The 1,622-nt window shown below is 31.3% G+C and carries 4 protein-coding genes; all 4 read left to right on the plus strand.

The genetic code is table 11. From position 1 onward, the window contains the following. Nucleotide 1: 1 nt before the first annotated feature. The 4 genes from PHP06_10830 to PHP06_10845 all read left to right on the plus strand — a co-directional run bounded on the left by PHP06_10830 (nucleotide 2) and on the right by PHP06_10845 (nucleotide 1,614). Nucleotides 2-253, plus strand: a complete 252-nt coding sequence (locus PHP06_10830) for a nucleotidyltransferase domain-containing protein (protein ID MDD3841034.1) — start codon at nucleotides 2-4, stop codon at nucleotides 251-253. Beyond that, nucleotides 250-693, plus strand: coding sequence for a hypothetical protein (locus tag PHP06_10835; GenBank protein MDD3841035.1), 444 nt, complete (start codon nucleotides 250-252; stop codon nucleotides 691-693). Before PHP06_10830 ends, PHP06_10835 begins: the two co-directional genes overlap by 4 nt. A 73-nt stretch (nucleotides 694-766) precedes the next feature. After that, entirely contained in the window at nucleotides 767-1,198 is a 432-nt protein-coding gene (locus PHP06_10840) for a nucleotidyltransferase domain-containing protein (protein ID MDD3841036.1), read from the plus strand. A 2-nt stretch (nucleotides 1,199-1,200) separates the two neighbouring features. Next, nucleotides 1,201-1,614 carry a DUF86 domain-containing protein gene (locus PHP06_10845; protein MDD3841037.1) on the plus strand — a complete coding sequence of 138 codons (414 nt, stop codon included), beginning with the start codon at nucleotides 1,201-1,203 and terminating at the stop codon, nucleotides 1,612-1,614. Nucleotides 1,615-1,622: the final 8 nt, after the last annotated feature.

Below are 1,622 nucleotides of genomic sequence, written 5' to 3' on the forward strand. Positions count from 1 at the left end.
CATTAAAGAGGTCATAGGTAAAAAAGATGCTGACGCAAAGGTTTATCTTTTTGGTTCTAGAGTGTATGATGATAAAAAGGGCGGGGATATTGATTTGTTAATATTCTCTGAAGTTTTATCCCAGCAAGATGCATCTAAAATCCGGTATGATTTATGGGATGAAATTGGAGAGCAAAAAATTGATATACTCATTGTAAAGGATACCAGTCATCCTTTTACCAAAATTGCGTTAAAGGAGGGTATATTGTTGTGACAGTTGATGAAAAGATGCTTTTACAAGAAGAACTGAAGCTTTTAGAGAGTGCCAATGAAGTCCTTATCTATTCTTACAATAAGTGTAAAGACATTGGTATAAAGGAAGGATATACTTTTGAGGAACTAGATAGATTTGAAGCTTTAACCAGCCGTTTTGCCAGAGCTAGTGATATTATAATACAAAAAATATTTAGATTAATCGATATTTTAGAATTAGAGAAGCCGGGAAGTGTGATCGATCGTATCAATAGGGCAGAAAAAAGAGGGCTTATAGATTCGGCAGAAGTCTTTAAGGATATACGTCGGTTGAGAAATGATATTGCCCATGAGTATATTCCTTCAGCCATTGAAAATATGTTTGAAAAAGTTTTGGAATTGACTCCTGAACTGATTGATAGTGTAAAGAGGATTCAAGATTATTGCAAAAAGTTGAAGTAAATCAACATGAGAGGACGGTTCTATTGTATAGTTTTTTACAATTCCCTAGTAATATAAAAAAGCAGGTGAGATCATGGACAACCTATTAAAAAGAAAGATCAATATATTTCTGGAACAAGCAGAAAAGATTTGCAAGGTTAATTTTGCTTATATCTTTGGTTCCTATGCAAGGGGAGAACAGACTGACAATAGTGATATAGATATTGCTGTTATGCCAGATTTATCAAATAATGATAAAGAGTCAGAACTGTTTATGAGAGGTAATATGATAGAATTAGGTAAGTCCATATTTAAAAAAGATGTGGATGTAGTGTTTTTGAATATAGATTCTGTACTATTGAAATATGAAGTTGTACAGGAAGGCATTGTTATCAAGGACAGTGATGATAGGATTTCTTTTGAATCTTTAGTGATTAGGGAATACTTCGATTTCAAATATTATAGTGACTATTATAATAATGTAATGTTAGAATCCATAAAATCCAAAAAAAGCAGGAGCGTATGATTATGATTAAGAGAGAAGTTCTATTAGCTAGAATAAGTAAATTAGATGAATATATTAAATTTTTACATGGGATAGGGAAATATTCCGAGAGCGAGTATCTAAATAACCAAATGATATATGGCTCAACGGAGAGGTTTTTACATTTAGCCATAGAATGCGTTATTGACATTGCAAATCATATTATTGCTGATATGAGATATAGGAAGCCAGGCAGTAATAGGGAAATATTTGAGATTTTATTTGAAAATAAAGTGATAAGTAATAGTTTAAAAGAGAGTTTATGCAATATGGCTGGATTTAGAAATATATTAGTACACGATTACGTAAAATTAAATAGGCAAACAGTATATAATATAGTAAAAAACAACCTAAAAGATATAGAAAGCTTTAGAGATATAGTAGCAGAATATGTATAAAATCGAAC

This window comes from Clostridia bacterium (assembly GCA_028698525.1).
Classification (GTDB): domain Bacteria; phylum Bacillota; class Clostridia; order JAQVDB01; family JAQVDB01; genus JAQVDB01.

Coding starts and splice junctions, on each gene's coding strand:
- PHP06_10845 (MDD3841037.1), top strand. CDS start 1,201: ATGATTAAGAGAGAAGTTCTATTAGCTAGAATAAGTAAATTAGATGAA.
- PHP06_10840 (MDD3841036.1), top strand. CDS start 767: ATGGACAACCTATTAAAAAGAAAGATCAATATATTTCTGGAACAAGCA.